Below are 20,136 nucleotides of genomic sequence, written 5' to 3'. Positions count from 1 at the left end.
ACTAAAACAGGCCTAAAATAACATCGCTCTAAAGTCGAGATCTGACCTGATTCAAGTAAGATGTGCATATGCACAAAAAACAAAAGCAGCGTATCTCGCTGCTTTTGTTGAATATTAGGTTGCGACAAACAAAGAGTTAATCCCGTTTACCGACCTTTTCTAAGCCCCAGACCAAGGCGATAGCCGCTAACATGCACCCAATGGCTAACATCAATTGTGAAGGCTGACCAGTTACCTGCTCAAAATTAAGCGGCGAAATATTTTGCTCCAGCAAAGGCACTTGTTCGCCATGGGAGTTGGTACGCCAAGTTAACGTTTGTTTCCAAGGCCAAATTTTGCCTAAAGTGCCAAGCATTAATCCGGTTAAAAATACGATAGTGGCATCATGGTATTTACGCAGTAGCGCCGACAATAAATGGCTAAATGTCAGTAATCCCATCACAGCACCCACAGCAAAACACGCCAGAATATCCAGTTGAATATTTTTCGCCGCTGCTAACACAACAGGATATAAGCCGAGCAATAATAAGATAAAACTGCCAGAGATCCCTGGTAACACCATGGCGCAAATCGCAATCGCACCGCCAAAGAAGATATTAAGGTAACTGGCTTCCACTGACACAGGATTGAGCACAGTAATCGCCCACGCTGCCAACACGCCAAGCACAAATAAACCTACACGCGCCAGCGTAAAGCCACTGACCTGCTTAAGCATATGCACAACAGAGATAAGGATTAAGCCAAAGAAGAATGACCAAATGGGGATCGGATGCGCCACCAATAACCATGAAATCAGCTTAGCGAAGGTAAAAATACTGGTCAGGATGCCCGCCAATAAACTCACTAAAAACCCACCATTGATATGTATAAAGGCGCCTTTTAGCCCCTGTGACTTAATCACGCCCCAAAGGGATGGATTGATGCGCTTAACGCTTTCAAGCAAGGTATCGAGAATACCGGTAATAAAGGCGATGGTGCCGCCCGAAACCCCAGGCACCACATCGGCGGCCCCCATGGCCATTCCCTTAAAATAGGTCAGTAAATATTTCACTGTGAGTCCTTGTAATTAAATCAATATGGTTTGTCTTTAATGACAAATTTGCCGCGATTATACGGTGTTAGCCTAAAAACCGCGAAATGAAGTTTGCTTAATTCAGCCGACTGGCAATGATTGTTACCTCAATGTTACACTCATCCGACCAGAAAAAGATAACCACGCCACTAAGACCTAACATCGTCACTGGCCTAAGATTATCTTCCCTAGTTTGCACTCCGATGAAGGATAAACATGAGTACCTACGAAGAAACCCGCACCCAACCCAATAAGGTTCTTGCGCTTTACCACAAGACCCAAGGTTTACCCTTTGGCCAAAAAATCTTCTCTATGATGGTGTCACGCATGGCACCTTATTTTGGCACAATCAAACCACTGATCACTGAATTGCGCCTTAACTACTGTTCTTGCTTGATAAAAAAACGTCATGCCGTTCATAACCATATAAAAACTGTGCATGTGATTGCGATTTGTAATGGCCTCGAAATGGCGATGGGCGTGATGGCCGAAGCCTCGATACCCGCCCATTTACGTTGGATCCCTAAGGGAATGAGCGTGGATTACACCGCCAAAGCGGGCAGCGACATTTTATGTGTTGCCGAAGTAACGCCAGAGCAATGGACGCCTGGCGATATGCTGGTGCCCGTGACCGCCTACGACACCCAAGGCGTTGTGGTCGTGAAGGGACATATCAAATTGTGGATTTCAGAAAAGCCGCAAAAATAAGTTAACGCCAGCGAGCCAAGGTTAATCTTTAAGCAAGCAAAGGTTAATCTTTAAGCAAGATAGTAACTTAAGTTGTCTTGCTCAATGTTTGCAGGCTGCTATGCTAAGCCAAACAACCTAAATTGGGGTGCAAGATGGATGAATTTTTACAGGCCGCCATTGATGAAGCCAAACAAGGATTAGCCGAAGGCGGTATTCCCATTGGCTCGGTATTAGTGATTGACGGTAAAATTGTCGCTCGTGGCCACAATAAGCGCGTTCAGCAAGGCAGCGCCGTGTTACATGCGGAGATGGACTGCCTTGAAAACGCCGGCCGCCTAAGCGCCGCCGATTATCAAAAAGGCACCTTATATTCGACCCTCTCTCCCTGCGATATGTGTAGCGGCGCCATTTTACTCTACGGTATCCCCAAGGTAGTGGTGGGTGAAAATATCACCTTCCAAGGTCCTGAAGCCTATGTCCAGTCGCGCGGCGTTGATGTGACTGTGGTCGACAACCCTGAATGTAAGCAACTAATGCTGGACTTTATCGCCAATAATCCCAAACTCTGGAACGAAGATATCGGCGAATAATTAGTCTACAGTTTTCTCTGCCACTTTATATGTCACCTATATTGCACTTTCTACACTATCTATATTTCATTGAGGGTTAGTGTCAGCTAGCCTTCCTTAATCAGAATGAAAAGCCGAACATATCTACAAGCGAAAGGAACTCAGCTAACGTGCAAGCAAACTTACCTAACGACACTTGGTCAAGATCAAACTCCACACAGCCTCTTAGCACAGTGGCGACATCCTCACCGCGTAACGCCAACCTTGATGCCATTCGTGGCTTAGCCGTCTTGGGGATATTTTTTATGAATATCTACTTTATGGGGATTAGTTTTTATGGCTATGCGCCCCATGAAACGCCGCCGCAGTCGGATCAAATGATCAAAGTTTTTAATCATTTTTTTATAGAAGGTCGCTTTATCAGTTTGTTCTCTATCTTGTTTGGTGTCGGACTTTTTATTCAGTATCAGCGATTTAGCGCCAAAGGCTTAAACGCTTATCCCCTACTTCGCTCACGTTTAGGCTGGCTGATGGTATTTGGCCTAATTCATGGCATTATTATTTGGCCAGGTGACATTTTATTCACTTATGGGATCAGTGGTTTTTTAGCCATTTATTACAAAGACTTAAGTATTGGCGAACTTAAACGCAAAGCGAATATTTTTATTTTTGGTGCCTTAGTTATTATTACGCTGGTTAGCCTTGCAGGCAGCGATGAACCTTTCACTCGAGAATCGAGTTTATTTGCACTGCAATACAGTGCATGGACCTCAAGCTATGCAGACCAACTGTTCCTGCATTTGATGCAAGTCGGCTATATGGCGCTCGTGATCCCTTTTACCTTAATGTGGTTTACTGCGGGCTTGATGTTGCTCGGCATGGCGTTATATCAGCAAGGAACTTTTGAGCGCGGTTTTAGCAAATCGGTACTGGTGAAATTAGTGCTAGCAAGCGTAACGCTATCACTGCTCGATACCGTCTTAGGTTTAACAAAAAATACCATCCTCGTGGCGTTTTCAGATGTGCTAATCATGCTAAGTGCTATTCCTATGGCGCTGATTTACATCCATATAATGGTTATAATTTGCAAGAACAATCCTAACAGACTGACGTCACTACAAAATGTCGGCAAACTCGCTTTTAGTCTCTATATTCTGCAATCCATCGTTGGCGTGTTAGTATTTAGGCATCTTGCCCCCGAATTGCTTTTAAGTTTGGACAGATGGGGCTATATGCTAATGGCAATAGTCTATTCCGTGGTACAGCTGCTATTAGCCAGCCTTTATTTACGCTATTTCAAGCAAGGACCGTTGGAGAAACTTTGGCGCCGCCTCGCGTTTAAAAAGCACTTACAGCAACAAAAATAGACTAATGATATAAAACGACTAAACAAAATGACCAATAAACGACCATTTAAGCGAATAAACAACCGAGCCCCAAAGACCAGCGTATCCAATACAAAGTTTAGCCTTATATCACTGTTATTAGTGATTATTTTCTTAACGCTAATGATAGGTGCCGCATTTTGGCATTTACTTCCCGTTGGAATAGTGGGTATGTACCTCACACTCAGTTTTCTCACCTTTATTGCCTATGCCATTGATAAATCCGCCGCAAAACGTAATAAATGGCGAACTAAAGAAAGCACATTACACCTGCTCGCCCTTATGGGCGGTTGGCCCGGCGCTCTATTTGCCCAAAACCTGTTAAGACACAAGTCCGTTAAAGCCTCATTTAGAAACGTCTTTTGGCTCACCGTTGTCGCCAACTTAGCCGTGCTGGGTTATGGCATAAAAACGGGTGCCGTAGATATGTTTATCTAAGTTCATTCATCGCCAATAAAAAAGGGCAATCTCATATTGCCCTTCTACTCTCTAAATGCAAAAGTAGCTGTCGCTAGGCCTTTAGAACCAGCTCAACGCGATACTAATAATCACGCCAGTGATCATCAATTGCATTAAACAAAAGCCCATAATATCCCGCGCTTTTAAGCCTGCAATCGCCAGCACGGGCAGTGCCCAGAAAGGTTGAATCAAGTTAGTCCACGCATCGCCCCAAGCAACGGCCATTGCGACCCGAGCGACATCTGCACCTAAAGCCTGTGCGGCGGGTAACATAATCGGTGCCTGCACGGCCCATTGGCCACCTCCCGATGGCACAAAAATATTCACAATTCCTGCACTGATAAAGCTCCAAAATGGCAGACTCTCGGCGCTAGCAATCGCCACAAAACCTTCCGAAATACTTTGAGCTAAACCCGATTGCACCATCACAGCCATAATGCCCGCATAAAAGGGAAATTGGATAACAATACCTGCGCCGCCTTTAATGGCCTCGTTAAGACTCATCAGCAAACTGCGTGGTGTTTGATGTAACAATATGGCGAGAAACAGAAATAAGAAGTTCACTACGTTGAGGTTTAGGCTGCCGCCCTGCACCCAAAAGTAATAACCTAAATATACAAGCCCAGCACCACCGACACTCCAGCCGAGTAATCGACTATTTTCTAACTTATCCGCAGGACGGCTGTCGTTCAAATTGGCGTTATGCATCTCCAGCGTTGTACTCGCAACCTCACCATCTTTTTCATCGAGAGTGCTTGGGTCGATATAAATACTGTCTTTTTCTCCTGGCAGCATAAAGCGATTCACTAATGGCATGGACACAAACAGAATCGCCACTAACAGTAAATTAAAGCCCGCGAAAATGGTGTCACTGGTGGGAATAATGCCAATTTGTGATTCGGAGAAATGTCCCGCTGTCGCTATGGTTAATGGGATCGAACCCGCAAGCCCACCATGCCAAACCACAAAGCCTGAATAGGCGCTGGCAACCAACAGCCGATAATCGACTTTCACTTTTCTCGCGAGGGCTTTAGCAAATAACGCCCCCACCACTAGCCCAAAACCCCAGTTAATCCAACTGGCAGCGAGGGAAACTAACGTCACTAAGATAATGGCCTGAGGGGCAGACTTGGCGAGTCCAGCAATGGCATCGAGCAATTTTTTAATCGGCGGCGAACTAGCCAACATAAATCCTGCCACCAGCACTAATAGCATTTGCATCGAAAAACTTAACAGGGTCCAAAAGCCATCGCCCCAATAATTGATGACTTCCAGCGGGGTTTTATGTTCAGCGACCACAGCAGCAATTAATACGACTAAGGTAAGTAAAAGCACGAAAATATAGGGATCGGGTAGATATCGGTCGACGAGTTTGACCAAAGGTTTTGCCGCTTTGTTTAACATAGACTTTCCTTGTTTATTATCTGAACGAAAGCGTCAAGACGCCCTAGTTCTTATTTGTTTTTATTGAATTTTTATAGAGTCTTAAGTCTACAGGTTAAGCGATCTCTAAAGCGGGATAAAGTCTTGATGGGATGTTTAGCTATGGCCAAATGTAACGCTAATCATCCACTTAGTTGCTGTAAGTAGCTTCGCAACCGAAAAAACTGCTAACATGGCCCAAATTAACTTAAGGTGTTTTTATATGAAAATGTTACTTGCTGTTGTTGTCATTGCTGGGGTGATTTTTTACTTTTTTACCTCAATGAACGGCCAAAAAGCGGCGCAAGAAAATATCCGTTTAGGCAATGAGTTTTTAGCACAAAACAAGGCTCAAGAAGGCGTCATCACCACAGCTTCAGGTTTGCAATATCAAGTACTGACCAAGGGCGACGGCACTATTCATCCTAAAGCCAGCGATACGGTAACAGTGCATTACCATGGTACTTTGCTCGACGGTACTGTGTTTGACAGTTCGATTGATCGTGGCGAACCCATAGCGTTTCCGCTTAATCGCGTGATAAAAGGGTGGACCGAGGGCGTACAACTGATGGTTGTTGGTGATAAAGTGCGTTTCTTTATCCCCAGTGATCTCGCCTACGGTAACCGTAGTACGGGCAAGATTGGCGGTGGTTCTGTATTAATCTTCGATGTGGAATTACTTAAGATTAATTAAAACAAGACATATCCACGACAGTCACGATAGTTAAAGCCCAGCATTTACACTGGGCTTTTTATTTACAGGGTTAAGTAAGTGAAACATCCCGCGCTAAAATAACAGATAATCCTCGACAGACTAAGGTTTCCATATCATCGACTCGATGAATTTTCATTTCAGCTAAGGGGGCACTCAATGCCATTCGTTTTAAATTATCGATGCATCCTTTGTAGTAAGGAGTGCTATTCATCATACCGCCCGCTAACCATATACGATTAGGGTTTAGCAAATTAACCGCCCACGCCAACCCCATACCAAGATAACTGCCAGCACGATACAAATCTTCCTGAGAGGTGATGTTACGACTACGCACAGAATCACCGCTAGCAAGTTGCTCTAAACGAAACTCACCTGATTCAGACATGATACGGCAATGCCCTAACTCACCCGCAACGCCCGTTGCCCCAGAAAAGACCTGCCCATTGAAAGCGATAGACATACCAATCCCAGAGCCACACATAACCAACAATTCACAGGCATATTTTGCATCACAGAGAGCTTGCATACCTGCATCAATATCGTTGCTGATAATCTTAAGCGTTCCTTGGGTTTTTACGGTATCTCTACTTAATCCATTAAGTCCGGGTAAGGATTTACAAGCAACCAAACGATGATGTTGTACCAGTCCAGGTACAGCTATCGCTAATTGGTAATCCTGTAAATCGTAATCGCGTTCAAGTGCAGCAATTTGGTTATTTAACTCTTCAATTTTAAAGCCTTCACCTGTGGGGATTTTATATTGTTCTGTATGCCCCGCGAGCTGAAGTTCGAACAGGGCTTTACTGCCGCCCACGTCTATTGTTAATGTTTGCATCGCCAACTCCACTGATACATATGCTCCCCTCTGACCCCGAGCGGAGATGGCGAATGCTAGCATAATGAGCAAATACTAGCGATTGAATAAAACTTAACTTGCTAATTTATAAGGATCAATCTTTAGACTTCCATCTCAACCATGAATGCATTTTCAACCAAGATCACACTCAATCTTGGAGTAGTTGATAATTCTCTAATATGGTTTATTCACGATTGTATACAAAATCCCTTATCTGGTGCCCTTGCATCCCTATCATTCAGCTTGCGATAATCCTCACTCGTTAGTTCATCCATAACAACACCAAATTTAGGCGAGCCACGCCTAACCGACTCGCAGTGAATGCAGTCCAACTTGGAGCCCTTATGTCAAACAAGATAGCCAGCCGCCTAGATGCTATTCGTCGCGAACTCACCAACACCCATTTAGATGCGTTTATCATTCCACGTGCCGACGAATATTTAGGCGAATACGTACCAGAACATAACGAGCGTTTATACTGGGCGACGGACTTTACGGGTTCTGCTGGTATGGCCATCGTATTGAAAGATAAGGCCGCTATTTTTACTGATGGCCGTTATACCGTTCAAGTGCGTTTGCAGGTCGATGCAACATTATTCAGTTATGAGAGCCTAACAGACACACCGCAAATTGAATGGTTATGCGACACGCTCCCAGCAGGTTCCCGTGTGGGGTTTGATGCCCGTTTACACACTCTAGCTTGGTATGAAAATGCCAAAGCCACCTTAGGCAAGGCGCAAATCGACTTAGTCGCAGTTGAGCAAAACCCAATCGACAAACATTGGCAAGAAAGACCCGCACCATCAAGCGCACCAATCACCCTGTTTAGCAACGAGAGTGCAGGCAAAACTAGCCTACAAAAACGCACCGAAATCGGTGCCTTGGTCAAAAAAGCGGGGGCCGATGTTGCGCTAATCGCCGCCTTAGACTCTTTCTGCTGGCTACTCAATATTCGCGGTAACGATGTACCTCGCCTTCCTGTCGTACTCGGCTGCGCCCTGCTACACGCTAATGGTGACATGCAACTATTTACCGATTTAAACAAACTCCCTGAAGGTATTGAGGCGCATGTCGGTGCTGGCGTGAGCTTTAAAGCTGAAGCAGACCTTGCCGACACACTCACCAGCTTAACAGGCGTAAAACTGCTAGCCGATCCTCATTCAGCCAATGCTTGGGCACAAAATCTTGCCCGTAATGCGGGGGCTAACTTAATTGCCGGAATCGATCCGGTTTCGCTACCTAAAGCACAAAAGAATGCCGCGGAACTGGCAGGTATGCGTGCATGCCATATCCGCGATGGCGTTGCAGTAAGTCGATTCCTCGCATGGCTCGATGCCGAAGTTGCCGCCAATCGCCTGTACGATGAAGGTACACTTGCCGCTAAGCTGGAAAGTTTCCGCCTTGAGGATGCGCATTATCGCGAGCCAAGTTTTGATACCATTTCTGCAGCGGGCGCCAATGCCGCAATGTGTCATTACAATCACAACAATGGCACACCAGCCATGATGACGATGGATAGCATCTACTTAGTGGACTCTGGTGCTCAATATATTGATGGCACCACGGATGTCACCCGTACCATAGCCATAGGTAAAGTGACTGACGAACAAAAGAAAATGGTCACTTTAGTGCTTAAAGGCCATATTGCCTTAGATCAAGCTCGCTTCCCTAAAGGCACAACAGGTCAACAACTCGATGCCTTTGCCCGTCAATATCTATGGCAGCATGGATTTGATTACGACCATGGCACAGGCCATGGCGTGGGTCATTTCTTGAGTGTGCACGAAGGTCCACAGCGCATAGGTAAAAATGTCAACGCTATTGCACTTATGCCCGGCATGGTGCTTTCCAACGAGCCAGGTTACTACCGCGCAGATAGTTTTGGCATTAGGCTCGAAAACCTCGTCGTCGTCCAGCACTGTGAAGCGCTAAAAGGGGCTGAGCGTGAAATATATGAGTTCGACGCCCTAACCTTAATCCCTATGGATGCGCGCCTTATTGATAAGCGTTTGTTAACCCAAGGCGAAATTGATTGGTTTAATGCTTATCATCAGCGAGTGTTTAATACACTTTCCCCGTTAATGTCAGGTGATGAATTGGCTTGGTTAGCTCAAGTGACTACAGCCATTTAGCACTCCGCTGGTAAGTAGTAACTAACGTCATCATTTAAATCAGTTACATGCTACAAAACAAAACGTCCAAGGCAATTAGCATTGGGCGTTTTTTTAGCGCTATCAGTATGTTTAAAGCCCCCTTGATTTCAAAACACGATCTAAAATACCGCCATAAACCAAAGATCGGCGATGACACATAGATACACGCTGGTGATATACACAGGTACGCAAAGAAGCGCCAAAAAGCCAAATAAACGTTCAAAGATCAAACGTCGCCAATGTGGCAATGCAGCTCCAGTTCCCAATGACGCTGTAGCTAATTGAGTTACGCTACGTCTAAATGATATCGCCATGGGAAGTTCCTCTTATGTAGCATTCCCGCTTTAGCTAATGAACTAAAACGGTGAAATACAGATACACCATGGAGGCAAGGAAAAATAAGCTATATACCCAATCAGCCATCTTTTGTTGCCCATTAAAGAATAGACTAAGCCCAATAAAGCGCTCGCATGAGTACCGTGATATCAGGCCTAATCAAAGACATTAGTCCAATATCACTGAACATGATTTACATTTAAGATAACCAAGGAAAACGCACTCAACAAACGTACTTCACATCTGAAAATAATAACCCTATATAAAATACTGAAATTAACCATTTAACAGGATAAACGCTCGTTTAACACTACATTCTCAGCACTTAAAAAGATTATATTTTGCAATAACTTACAAATAAGGCAAAGGATTGATTTTCACTAGTAAGCCATGAGAAACCGCTCTCCTATACCCACACAAAAATGATACCATTATCACATAACAAGCTCACTCCGATGAGAGTCAGCGCAAGAAAATTAGCGCCTAACACCGCGCCCTGAACCCCAATCAACCATATCGGCCCTGAATGGACACACTAAATGAGCCAGAGTAACCCAACTGCAAGTCAATTCATTAACATGGACAGTACAGTTCAAGAAATACGTTTAACGCCACAAGATGAACTCATTTCGACCACGGATACACGCGGTGTGATTACCTATGTTAATGAGCGCTTTGCCGAAGTTTCAGGCTATAGCACTCAAGAACTGATCGGTAGTCCCCACAATATGGTGCGCCATCCAGATATGCCAAGTGCTGCTTTTAAAGAAATGTGGGGAAAGCTTAAAGCTGGCCAGTCTTGGCGCGGTATTGTCAAAAATCGCTGTAAAAATGGAGGATTCTATTGGGTTGATGCGTTTGTCTCGCCGTTATTTGAAAACGGAAATATCGTAGGATACCAATCAGTTCGTATCCAACCTAAAGCGCCTTATATCACTAAAGCGACCCATATTTACCAAAGACTTAAACAAGATAGAGCTATTTATAAGCCCTTAAGTTTGATGCAAAAACGCTTAGTTTCTGCTGTGGTTGCCTCCACAGGCTTACTGATTGCAGGTTATTTTTGGGGCTGGGGCGTGATTATTGCTGGAGCCGTGTTGATGACACTCAATTTAGCCATCTTCTATGATGAGGCTTTTCGTATTCCAGCTAAGCTAATGGAAATGCAAGAAAAATATGACTCTATCAGCCGCTATATTTATTCTGGTGCAGATACTTCATCAATTCTCGATTTTCAGCTCATTATGTTGCAAGCCAAAATGAATGGTGTACTTGGCCGAACACAAGATCAAGCTAATCAGTTACATATCATTTCAGATCAATTAGTTGTCACAACAGAACAAACCTATGTGAGTTTAGATCAAGAGAAAAACCAACTAGAACAACTTGCCAGCGCGATGGAAGAAATGAGTTCAACCATCACCGAAGTTGCCCAAAATACCCATCTCACCTCTACCAGCATCAATACTGCCTACGATCTGTGCCTTAAAAGCAGTGCCAACATGAAGGCCAATACCCAAAAGGTGGAACTATTAGCGAAATCCGTCGCCGATGCAGCCAATAACGCCCATCAATTAAATAAAGAAGCTGAACAGGTTGCCAATGCCATGGGAGAAATTGACGCTATCGCAGAGCAAACTAATCTGCTCGCACTCAATGCTGCAATTGAGGCCGCCCGCGCGGGTGATCAAGGCCGTGGTTTTGCAGTCGTTGCCGATGAAGTTCGCGCGCTATCAAGCCGAACACAATTATCAACCAACAGCATTTCTCGTAGTATCGATAAAATGTTTAACATGCTGAATACTTGGGCAAAAGAAATGGAACAAAGCCGTAAACAAGCTGAGCTTTGTGCCAACGACATCCAAATTTCAGCCGATAATGTCAACATTATTTATCAAGAGGTAAGCGAAATTCACAACTTTGCCCAACAAAATGCCGTTGCAGCCAATCAACAACGTCAAGTCGTGAATGAAATCACACGTAATATTCATTCAATCACCCAAACCAGCAGAGAAAATCTCGCGGCAACACATCAAATTAGTGATGCTGCGCATCATCTTAAACACAATGCTGAAAAAGCCCGTGGTCTACGCCGCGCCTTTGGTTAGGATGTGCAAGCGGCCCCAATATTTTGTCTGGAATATTGGGGCCATAACGATTAATAAATCAAATTGCATACTATTTTCGTAGCGATACTGGAACACAATAATTCCCCAACGACACGTCACAAAGCCACAAACATTTGCAGATAAAATACCAACAGGTTAAAAAGTACAGGTTTTAGCCTAAAATTTTGCTATACTCCGCGCCCGCCATTTTTCTTATAAAATCTGTGTGGAAGAATGAGCCAGCCAGTGCGCCTCTCCTTAAATAAGTGATAAAGAGGCTGCGGCGCTTAAGCGTTTGAATAAGTGAATGATAGGAATCCAAAATGAGATTTGAATCTTTTAGTTTTTCCCCCGAGATTTTGCGCGCTATCTCAGATTGCGGTTATCAACAAATGACGCCTATTCAGCAACAAGCGATACCCGCTATTCGCCGCGGCCAAGATGTGCTCGCCAGCGCCCAAACGGGTACAGGTAAAACTGCCGCCTTTGCCCTGCCCATTCTGCAAAAGATGGTTGAAAAACCAAGCGAAACTTTAAAGTCGAATACAAGAGTATTAATTCTTACTCCAACCCGCGAGCTTGCGGCTCAAGTGGCTGACAACGTCACGGCTTACTGTAAATATTTAAATTTTAGCGTATTAACCATTTATGGCGGCGTAAAGATTGAGACTCAAGCGCAAAAGCTCAAACGCGGTGCCGATGTTATAGTCGCGACCCCAGGTCGTTTACTCGAACACTTAACCGCCTGTAATGTAAGTTTATCAAACGTCGATTTTTTAGTGCTCGATGAAGCCGATCGAATGCTCGATATGGGTTTTAGTGCCGACATCCAAAAAATTCTGCAAGCGGTAAATAAAAAGCGTCAAAACTTACTGTTTTCAGCGACCTTCTCCAGCGCAGTCAAAAAACTCGCCAACGATATGATGGTCAAACCGCAGGTGATCAGCGTCGACAAGCAAAACACGACAGCAGATACCGTAAGCCAAGTGGTTTACCCTGTGGAACAACGCCGTAAACGTGAATTACTATCAGAACTTATTGGCAAGAAAAACTGGCAACAGGTATTGGTATTTACCGCGACCCGTGAAGCCGCTGATACTTTAGTTAAAGAGTTAAATTTAGACGGTATCCCATCAGAAGTGGTCCACGGAGAAAAAGGCCAAGGTAGTCGCCGCCGCGCCCTACGCGAATTTGTGGCGGGTGATGTGCGCGTACTGGTTGCCACTGAAGTAGCCGCCCGCGGCTTAGATATCCCAAGCCTTGAATACGTGGTTAACTACGATTTACCTTTCCTCGCCGAAGATTATGTTCACCGTATCGGTCGTACTGGCCGTGCAGGTAAAACAGGGGTCGCCATCTCATTTGTTAGCCGCGAAGAAGAACGTACCTTAGCCGATATCGAAAAATTGATCGGTCAAAAAATTCGCCGCGTCACAGTTCCAGGCTATGAAGTGGGTAGCCGCGAATTGCTATTAAAACAACTGCAAACCCGTCGCAGTTTTGCTAAAAAACAACAAAGAACCGACAATGCTGGCGCCCAAGTTATTGCAGAAAAAAGCATGCAAGGTCGCCGCGTAAAAGTGAAGGTTGGCCAAGCACCAAGTAAAGCCAAAAAACTTAAATAATCACCTATTGATTTATACCATTAGTATTTATCAATGTTTATAACAAAGCTATTTTAAAAGCGTCCATTACTGGACGCTTTTTTATACTGACTCAATTATATCTTTGACCAATTTTATATCACCGCATAATGTTGCCAAATAATGCTTGAAGCCTAGTTTCATTTATACTCTTTTCCCCTCGCCAACCCGCTAAGGGAAGAATAATATCCGAGCGAGTACTCCCAGGATATTTCACGCTACAGATATCGGCAAAATGAGTAAAATCATCATATAAAGGTTTTATATAAGGATTTGGCATAACACCTAATTCAGCTAATACCATTAATTGTCCGCGAACATGATATTTTTCATAGTGAGGAATAATCTTAGCTTTTTTGATACGTTGTTCTAATTTTCCTGGTGTTTCATCTTGAGGTGCGTGGCGGATCATCTCGATCAAGGCTTTAAATATACTGATATCCTCAGGGGTAGGAGTACAGGGAGGAATAGTCATAAACTCTGCTAATTCAACAAGATTACCACACCATCTTTCATTCCATACATTCCCAGCATAGCAACTAAATATCTTATATCCTTTTTCTATCCAAACATTTCTTCTTATTGAGCAAATGGGACAAACATCCCCCTCTGCGTGCATGGTATGCTGTGGAACTGCTTGAGCAAATAAATAACTCAATATAGGTTGCCTTCCTCTCGGAAAACTTGAAAAACCGCATATATATGCAGAAAGCACATTTTCAATCGATAAATGAGGATGCTCAAGCAACGTTTTATATGCGTTGATGCATTCATCGTGACTATATTTGACAATCTCATTAACAGGATAACCACTTTGCTCAATTGTCAATATTTCTGCACTAGACAAACCGTCATAAGAATAATGTGTTGTCCCTGACTCGTAATCAAACTTGTCCCCATTATCTATTCTTTGCATATATCCATTTTCATCTTTGATATATGCCTTTTTGAAATAGACTTTTTTCAAAATTTTAAATAGTCCCTTATCCATTTACAGCTCTCCAATCGAAATCATATTTGTGCAGTTCACTAAGCACTATTGTAAACATTTATGCGATCCAAGTTTAGTGGTTTCTACGTAATAAGTTGAGCCACCTGTAAGAATCATTATCGATTTAACGACTGCTTTGTTAAACTAACGCCGCCGCAATCAATATCGCCCAAGTTCAATAAGATAAATCCCTTTAGCCTGCGGTGGAGTCATAATGAATTCTCAAACCTATAATCAAGCTGTGCTCGAACTCGCCCTTGCAGGTATTGCCGATTTAGCCACATCAGCGCAAACCAAAAAAGCACAACGCACAGCCGCACAGGAAAGCCATTTTTTGTGTAATTGGATGGTCGAGTCCTTAAAGGAAAAACGCTTTTCTAAACTGGTTGCTGATGACCTCACAACATGGATACGCTTGGCTCGCAGCCAAGGTGCGGGCGCCGAACTCAAGCGTTTACTAGAAAGAATAGTATTTCAATATCAATCGGTTGAAAAAAATGAACCTACTTTAGGCATCGCATTAAACGCAATGATAGATGAACTTAAACAGGACAATTGGCTGGTATTTACTGATACTGAAATCAGTGCCAAGCTAAAACTCGATGGTGATGGTCAATCTAGCTTAGTCATTGATGCCAAAGAGTTTAATCAACATATCAAGGATAATCAGCTTATTAAACCAATCAACTTATATGTCCGCGCCGATGAACAGGCCCTCACCCGTATCGCTTTATCCCATGGATTATTGCTTAGCCAAGGCAATAAGAAAACCAGCTTGATTAAGCACCACAAAACCTATCAAATTTATCCTAATAATCAGCTGCCAGCATTGTGCCAACTATTAAATTAAGGTCATCAACCTTTTAAAAATAATCACTAAACTGTCATTACTGCTAACAATCCTGCATTGAACTGAGCTATCAAGGCTTGAGGAGCCCCCGTAGCTCCCTAAGTATTGCTCGGTTTGTTGGCTGAACTGACCATTTTAGGCTTCAACACTAATCGTTTTCCCTCATTTAAGTAAGTGGTACACGCCACTCTCAGCAAAGAGGCAAAATTAGCGACTCGCCCATGACGAGCTAACACCTCTCGATAGATACGGGTTAAAAAGACGGCAACACTGAGTTCGGCGTCATCGGCAATATCTTCGATTATTTGCCAGAAAATGGCCTCAAGACGCACACTGGTGACGACGCCATCAATTCGAATTGAGCGGGTTTTAAGCGCGAACAGTTCGGGTTCGGCGCCAGAATAAATTTCACACACCTTTATGCTCCCCTTTACATGTCTACCCGAACTGTTATGCCATAAAAGCACGCTAAATCCTATTACGTTAACAAGGATTACGTTAGCAAGGATGTGTTGATATTTCAGGATGCATTAATCTCGCAATATCACACACTACACTTAGCCACATTACACTTAGACACATTACACACTAAGCAACTTATTAAATTGTGCGAGCCATGCAGGATGCGCAGGCCAAGCAGGTGCGGTGACAAGCTTGCCATCGGTAATCGCTGCCGTTACTGCAATCTCGCAATATTCAGCGCCCGCTTGACTCACTTCAGGAGCACATGCTGGGTAGGCTGAAACCTTTTTACCACGTACAACATCTGCCGCCGTCAGCAACTGCGCACCATGGCAAATAGCCGCCATGGGTTTATCTTGCACCGAAAACGCTTTCACTAAATTCAGCACTAACGGGTTTAAACGTAAATATTCTGGCGCTCGACCTCCAGGTAACAACAAAGCATCGAAATCACTGGCACTCACCTTTGCAAAATCACCATTTAGAGCAAAGAGATGCCCTGGCTTTTCGCTATAGGTTTGGTCGCCTTCAAAATCATGAATTGCAGTTTTAATCGTTTGTCCTGCTATTTTATCGGGGCAAACAACAGTCACTTGATGCCCTACCATTTGCAACGCCTGAAATGGCACCATTAACTCGTAATCTTCGACAAAATCACCCGCGATGATCAAAATTTTTGCCATGGTAAACTCCTTTTATTGGGATAGTTTGAGAGAGAAAGTTTGGAATATCACTCCGATTAACCATTCCACTTTACTCCCCTCACAACGACAAAGGTAACAACCAAATACTACAGATTAGCGCCAGTAAAAAAGCGCCCGTAGGCGCTTTATGAGATAAAGAGGAGCAAAACCAATTATCAGTATGACCACTCATAGGGATCGTAATTCGCTAACACTTCAGCATAACTGTGACTCAATCCTTGGGTAGAGTAATAATAACCTTTACCCTGATTATCCACGGCGTAAAAAATATCCTCGGTTCCAGCCTGCTGAGGCAACTGTTCTTGGATACTCGCCAGCTTAAGTTCATCATAATGGTAGGGTGCAAAGGTCAGTACACTTTCCTCAAACACCGCAGTATGACGGCAACTGTTACGCCTAATCTGAGCGGCAATGGCCTCAAGTTCCTCCCCACGATTAAGGGCTAGCCATTGTTCAGCATAGCGTTCAACGATGTACTTTTCGGAATAAAAGTAATGATCTTTACCCGATAATCGCATCTGAATATCCGCGTAATCCCTATTGAGGATTAAGCTGATATAACAGCTAACCGTTTGGCTACAATCCCACTCGAGTCCAGCCACGGCGGCAATTTGCTCCGCCGTGACTAAACGCCCGTGTTGACTGAATACTCTGATATATCCAACAAGCTCAATCATAGTGTTCAACTATTGTATTCAACTCGGTAATAAGCCCTTTGCAGCTAATCTATCTGCTACAAACCCTAAGCCAAACTTATTGAGCGTCGCTCGAGTCGGGGCTCCGGTTTGAATATCCCAGCCAAAGGCTTCATAGAACATATCCAGTGCTTTTTGCATATCAGCACGATCCATCTTGATGGTGCCCTGATCGCCAAAGTTTTTATCTGGATTCAAATCATAAACCCAATCACTGAGCACATCATGCTCTTCGCGCATATTGCTTTCATTCATTTGCAATACGGTTAAAGCACGGTGTAAATGCAGCACTCTTTCCGCTTTAAAGTCCAATTCAGCTTCAGTGGTTTCAATCCCTGTCACTAAACTAAACATCTGCGATTCGATAGTGCTGTCACCCTCATAGTTACGATTCTTATCCGGTGATGCCAACAATGGGAACATCCAGTTACACAGTGTCAGCGAATCGTGTAACACGTTTTTCACCAGCGACCATTTGGCAAAACGGATCTTGGCCGCATTGATTGGGGTATACCAATTCACCTTATCGAATGCACCTTCACCCCATTTTTTCTCGGCAATCGCCACTGTCATATCATGTGGCAAACCACTGTTAACAATATTGATGTGGGAATGGCACTGGGCATCACGGTTAAAGACCACGTTAATTAACGTACCAACCTGACCCGCGGTTTCACTGGCATGGTGCACGGCTGCATTGGTTTTCTTGTTAAATACTTTCGTTGCACTTTCTTTATGGATATCCCAGTAACCTAATGCGGGATTGGTTCCATCTAATCCCCAACGCTTAATCAAATCATATAAGCCGTCAGCCATGTGGGAGATTTCACCTTCTTTAAACGCCACTCGGCGATAAAAATCAAGTAAGAAAGCAGGATCTTGGTTATCCCAAAGTGCCCAAGGAATACTGTTAAATTCATCCTCAGGTAATAAATGCTTAAACATATCCTTTGTTTTTAAGAATTTAAATAGATGAGAAATAGATCCATAGTTACACCAAATACCATAGTCATCGAGAATATGTGCCCCTAAAGCGCCCGCCATCGCGTGTGCTTCTGTACCATTTTTGGTGCCCATTAAATACTGTGGTACAAGGAATCCCATACAGACGTTGGATATGTGTTCGGTTTTGCGGCCGTATTTACTCTTAAGTTCAGGGACTTTAAGTTCACAGAAACAGCGAATAGGGCATGAATGACAGCCACCAGTTCGCTTCATCCATTTATTGGCATATTCCACACCAATATAACTTTCAGCCATCGAAGTACGGAAACCGATACGGTTACGTTCGTTCCATGGCACTTCACCTAATTCAATTTCTTGATCGGCAGCGCCCCACTTGAGCCCTGGTCTAGCCTTCCAACGACTGATAGGCGCTGAGTACTCGGCCCACGATTGCGGTGTTGAAGGAACAACACCGTTATTATTGGCACCGATAATCCCTAAAATATGGTCATCTAATGCGCGCATTTTTTCATTGTTAGCGACAATTTTGACCGAACCAGTACCAATAATACCGATCCCTTTACAATTTTTAGACCCCATAACAGAGCCATGACCACCCGCTGAATGCCCGCCTTGCGTCATTATCACTGAAAGTGGTACTTGGTTTTCCCCTGCTTGACCAATCGCGGCAACCTGAGCATTAGGCCCCATCATTTGTGCTATCATCGCATGGGTATCAAATATGCCTTTACCCCATAGGGCATCGGCAGGTTCAATCGTGACCTTATCATCCACAATTTTAAGCCACACAGGGCTGCTGGCTTTGCCTTCAATAGCAATGGCATCGAAGCCTGCAAATTTCATCGCAGGTGAAAAATGCCCACCAAAATGGCCATCAGCAATCAGATGTTTTTCAATTACGGGACTACGGGAAGTAATGGTTGTTCGTCCGGTACAAATAACACCTGAACCCGTTAATGGGCCTGCGGAAAATACAATAATATTATCAGGGTCAGTTGCCGTTATATTGTCTTTATGATTGTCCCATAGAATTTTATATCCTATGCCCATACCACCAATATAATCATAATATTTATTGATTGGTTCATACCATATATGATTAGTTGTTAAATTAACTCTTAGGACTTTACCAGCCCACCCGCCTATTTTATCACTCATATTACTTCTCCTGAATTTAAGAAACTAAGCCGGTATATTTTTCATATTGTTCTAATGCAGCTTCAGCCTCTTCCCAGTTATAAAATTTAATTGCACCTGTAGGACAAACTTGCGCGCATGCAGGTTTACCGTTACATAAATCACATTTCACTGCTTTCATTTTGCTGCGAACAACTTTAATGACTTGCTGAGGGCACTTATCTGCACAATAACCACATCCAACGCAACGCTCTTCATCAATGACTTTGGCGCCAGTTTGTTGATTTGTTGAGATAGCTTGCTGCGGGCACACTTCAGTACACACTTCACAGTGACGACAAGTTGAAGGCACAACGGTTCTGTCACCGCATTCACCTCGCTGTATTTCATAGTCAAATTGCACGCCATGTGGACCATAGTTCATATTTTTTTCTACTTTGACACGAGCGAGTGTGGGACTGCTATCCCCTTCATGGTTCCAACCACAGGCTATTTCACAGCGTCTACAACTCACACAAACTGTAGGGTTTACCACCATGAGTCCACCTGGCATGACTTCTACTTTTTCTTGGCTATTACTGTCACTGCCACAACCGGTAAGAAAACTCACCAATGTTCCGCTATAGACTGTACCGACAGCAACGCCCATACTGCCTTTAAGCATTCCTCTTCTGGTAATCATATTTGATCCTTTATTAGTCAAAGCAATATAATTAAAATATGCATACACTTTGATTCCCGACAATTTATGCTAAAGTAATTATCTATTTGATTTTTAACCTGCGTCACATTTACCCATATTGACCATTTATTAAATCAATAAGCAAGACTTACATCAAAGTAGCTTATTTAAGAATTAAGAATATCGAAAAAACCAATAAAGCCTTAGTTCAAGTTATCAACATATAAAGCCAAAAATATTC

18 protein-coding genes and 1 pseudogene are annotated in these 20,136 nt (G+C 43.6%); 9 read left to right on the top strand and 10 right to left on the bottom strand.

Translation table 11 applies throughout. The annotated features are described in order from the left end of the window. Window positions 1-136: 136 nt before the first annotated feature. Complete coding sequence (locus JEZ96_RS05650; protein WP_011790229.1) at window positions 137-1,051, bottom strand: DUF368 domain-containing protein; 915 nt, start codon at window positions 1,049-1,051, stop codon at window positions 137-139. A gap of 237 nt (window positions 1,052-1,288) precedes the next feature. Between JEZ96_RS05650 and JEZ96_RS05645 the strand changes: the two genes are divergently transcribed. The 4 genes from JEZ96_RS05645 to JEZ96_RS05630 all read left to right on the top strand — a co-directional run bounded on the left by JEZ96_RS05645 (window position 1,289) and on the right by JEZ96_RS05630 (window position 4,154). Further along, window positions 1,289-1,780, top strand: coding sequence for a hotdog fold domain-containing protein (locus JEZ96_RS05645; RefSeq protein ID WP_011790230.1), 492 nt, complete (start codon window positions 1,289-1,291; stop codon window positions 1,778-1,780). Window positions 1,781-1,914: 134 nt separating this feature from the next. Beyond that, on the top strand, window positions 1,915-2,352 hold the full coding sequence (locus tag JEZ96_RS05640; protein ID WP_011918911.1) for a nucleoside deaminase: 438 nt from the start codon (window positions 1,915-1,917) through the stop codon (window positions 2,350-2,352). Window positions 2,353-2,501: 149 nt separating this feature from the next. Further along, window positions 2,502-3,698 carry a DUF418 domain-containing protein gene (locus JEZ96_RS05635; RefSeq protein WP_025007396.1) on the top strand — a complete coding sequence of 399 codons (1,197 nt, stop codon included), beginning with the start codon at window positions 2,502-2,504 and terminating at the stop codon, window positions 3,696-3,698. Between the two features lie 27 nt (window positions 3,699-3,725). After that, window positions 3,726-4,154: a DUF1294 domain-containing protein gene (locus tag JEZ96_RS05630; protein ID WP_229781397.1), complete on the top strand. Its 429-nt coding sequence runs from the start codon at window positions 3,726-3,728 to the stop codon at window positions 4,152-4,154. An 81-nt stretch (window positions 4,155-4,235) separates the two neighbouring features. Here the strand turns inward: JEZ96_RS05630 and JEZ96_RS05625 are convergent, their stop codons facing one another. Continuing rightward, complete coding sequence (locus JEZ96_RS05625; protein WP_011790234.1) at window positions 4,236-5,579, bottom strand: short-chain fatty acid transporter; 1,344 nt, start codon at window positions 5,577-5,579, stop codon at window positions 4,236-4,238. Between the two features lie 241 nt (window positions 5,580-5,820). Between JEZ96_RS05625 and JEZ96_RS05620 the strand changes: the two genes are divergently transcribed. Next, the gene (locus JEZ96_RS05620) at window positions 5,821-6,291 is read left to right on the top strand and encodes an FKBP-type peptidyl-prolyl cis-trans isomerase (RefSeq protein WP_011790235.1); all 471 of its coding nucleotides are present in this window, start codon (window positions 5,821-5,823) and stop codon (window positions 6,289-6,291) included. A gap of 70 nt (window positions 6,292-6,361) precedes the next feature. On the opposite strand, the gene JEZ96_RS05615 is transcribed toward JEZ96_RS05620, so the two are convergent. Continuing rightward, complete coding sequence (locus JEZ96_RS05615; protein ID WP_011790236.1) at window positions 6,362-7,147, bottom strand: ROK family protein; 786 nt, start codon at window positions 7,145-7,147, stop codon at window positions 6,362-6,364. A gap of 365 nt (window positions 7,148-7,512) precedes the next feature. On the opposite strand from JEZ96_RS05615, the gene JEZ96_RS05610 reads away from it, so the two are divergent. Next, the gene (locus JEZ96_RS05610; RefSeq protein WP_128090146.1) at window positions 7,513-9,300 is read left to right on the top strand and encodes an aminopeptidase P family protein; all 1,788 of its coding nucleotides are present in this window, start codon (window positions 7,513-7,515) and stop codon (window positions 9,298-9,300) included. Window positions 9,301-9,443: 143 nt separating this feature from the next. Here JEZ96_RS05610 and JEZ96_RS05605 read toward each other — a convergent pair. After that, window positions 9,444-9,635, bottom strand: a pseudogene (locus JEZ96_RS05605) (HD-GYP domain-containing protein); the annotation flags it as partial. 561 nt (window positions 9,636-10,196) lie between these two features. Between JEZ96_RS05605 and JEZ96_RS05600 the strand changes: the two are divergent. Then, the gene (locus JEZ96_RS05600) at window positions 10,197-11,765 is read left to right on the top strand and encodes a methyl-accepting chemotaxis protein (RefSeq protein ID WP_011790239.1); all 1,569 of its coding nucleotides are present in this window, start codon (window positions 10,197-10,199) and stop codon (window positions 11,763-11,765) included. A gap of 323 nt (window positions 11,766-12,088) precedes the next feature. Further along, window positions 12,089-13,390: a DEAD/DEAH box helicase gene (locus tag JEZ96_RS05595; protein WP_011790240.1), complete on the top strand. Its 1,302-nt coding sequence runs from the start codon at window positions 12,089-12,091 to the stop codon at window positions 13,388-13,390. Between the two features lie 118 nt (window positions 13,391-13,508). Here the strand turns inward: JEZ96_RS05595 and JEZ96_RS05590 are convergent, their stop codons facing one another. Beyond that, a complete protein-coding gene (locus JEZ96_RS05590; RefSeq protein ID WP_025007392.1) occupies window positions 13,509-14,399 on the bottom strand; it encodes a hypothetical protein in 891 nt (296 codons plus the stop codon). 214 nt (window positions 14,400-14,613) lie between these two features. Between JEZ96_RS05590 and JEZ96_RS05585 the strand changes: the two genes are divergently transcribed. Continuing rightward, complete coding sequence (locus JEZ96_RS05585; RefSeq protein ID WP_025007391.1) at window positions 14,614-15,249, top strand: DUF2913 family protein; 636 nt, start codon at window positions 14,614-14,616, stop codon at window positions 15,247-15,249. A 98-nt stretch (window positions 15,250-15,347) separates the two neighbouring features. On the opposite strand, the gene JEZ96_RS05580 is transcribed toward JEZ96_RS05585, so the two are convergent. From JEZ96_RS05580 to JEZ96_RS05560, 5 genes are all read right to left on the bottom strand, one after another. Then, complete coding sequence (locus JEZ96_RS05580; RefSeq protein WP_011790243.1) at window positions 15,348-15,665, bottom strand: ribbon-helix-helix domain-containing protein; 318 nt, start codon at window positions 15,663-15,665, stop codon at window positions 15,348-15,350. Between the two features lie 165 nt (window positions 15,666-15,830). Further along, the gene (locus JEZ96_RS05575) at window positions 15,831-16,394 is read right to left on the bottom strand and encodes a DJ-1/PfpI family protein (protein WP_011790244.1); all 564 of its coding nucleotides are present in this window, start codon (window positions 16,392-16,394) and stop codon (window positions 15,831-15,833) included. Window positions 16,395-16,570: 176 nt separating this feature from the next. Further along, window positions 16,571-17,092 carry a hypothetical protein gene (locus JEZ96_RS05570; RefSeq protein ID WP_011790245.1) on the bottom strand — a complete coding sequence of 174 codons (522 nt, stop codon included), beginning with the start codon at window positions 17,090-17,092 and terminating at the stop codon, window positions 16,571-16,573. An 18-nt stretch (window positions 17,093-17,110) separates the two neighbouring features. Beyond that, the gene (locus JEZ96_RS05565; protein ID WP_011790246.1) at window positions 17,111-19,234 is read right to left on the bottom strand and encodes an aldehyde ferredoxin oxidoreductase; all 2,124 of its coding nucleotides are present in this window, start codon (window positions 19,232-19,234) and stop codon (window positions 17,111-17,113) included. 16 nt (window positions 19,235-19,250) lie between these two features. Then, complete coding sequence (locus JEZ96_RS05560; RefSeq protein ID WP_011790247.1) at window positions 19,251-19,895, bottom strand: 4Fe-4S dicluster domain-containing protein; 645 nt, start codon at window positions 19,893-19,895, stop codon at window positions 19,251-19,253. Between the last annotated feature and the right edge of the window lie 241 nt (window positions 19,896-20,136).

This window comes from Shewanella putrefaciens, assembly GCF_016406325.1.
GTDB classification, from domain to species: Bacteria; Pseudomonadota; Gammaproteobacteria; order Enterobacterales; family Shewanellaceae; genus Shewanella; species Shewanella putrefaciens.
The sequence above is the reverse complement of the archived record's forward strand: the minus strand, read 5'-3'. Positions and strand labels throughout refer to the sequence as shown.